Genomic DNA, 807 nt, shown 5'->3' with positions numbered 1-807 from the left:
AACAATTATCTCGGACTTGCCGACAACGAAGAACTTGCGGCAGCGGGCAAGGCAGCGCTCGACCGCTACGGCTACGGCATGGCTTCGGTACGCTTCATCTGCGGCACGCAGGAAGAACACAAGCAGCTTGAAGCCCGCATCTCCAGCTTCCTCGGTTTGGAGGACACAATCCTTTATTCAAGCTGTTTCGACGCCAACGGTGGCCTGTTCGAAACACTTCTCGGCGAAGAAGACGCAATTATCTCCGACGCTCTCAACCATGCCTCGATTATCGATGGCGTACGTCTCTCCAAGGCCAAACGTTTCCGCTATGCCAATAATGACATGGCAGCGTTGGAAGAAGAGTTGAAGAAAGCCGAAGGCAGTCGCTTCAAGATGATTGCGACCGACGGCGTGTTTTCGATGGACGGCATCATCGCCAATCTGCAGGGTGTTTGCGACCTTGCCGAAAAATATGGTGCCATGGTCATGGTGGACGACAGCCATGCCGTGGGCTTTGTCGGAAAAAACGGTCGCGGCTCCGCTGAACATTGCGGTGTCGATGGCCGTGTCGATATCATAACTGGCACGCTGGGTAAGGCGCTTGGTGGCGCGTCGGGCGGCTATACATCCGGCAAGAGCGAGGTCGTCGACTGGCTGCGTCAGCGCTCGCGGCCCTATCTTTTTTCGAACACGCTAGCGCCTGTCATTGCGGCAGCATCGCTGAAAGTGTTCGATCTGATTGACCAGGGCGCGGACCTGCGCGCGCGCCTCAGCGCCAATGCCGCGCATTTTCGCCGCGATATGACAAAGCTTGGCTTTAATCTG

The 807-nt window shown here is 56.5% G+C and carries 1 protein-coding gene; it reads left to right on the top strand.

What is annotated here, in order from left to right; translation table 11 throughout:
* Positions 1-807, top strand: an 807-nt coding sequence (locus ACXJ5O_RS28705; protein WP_457302872.1) for a glycine C-acetyltransferase, incomplete at both ends; no start/stop codon positions are given.

This window comes from Phyllobacterium sp. P5_D12, assembly GCF_054049495.1.
The sequence above is the reverse complement of the archived record's forward strand: the minus strand, read 5'-3'. Positions and strand labels throughout refer to the sequence as shown.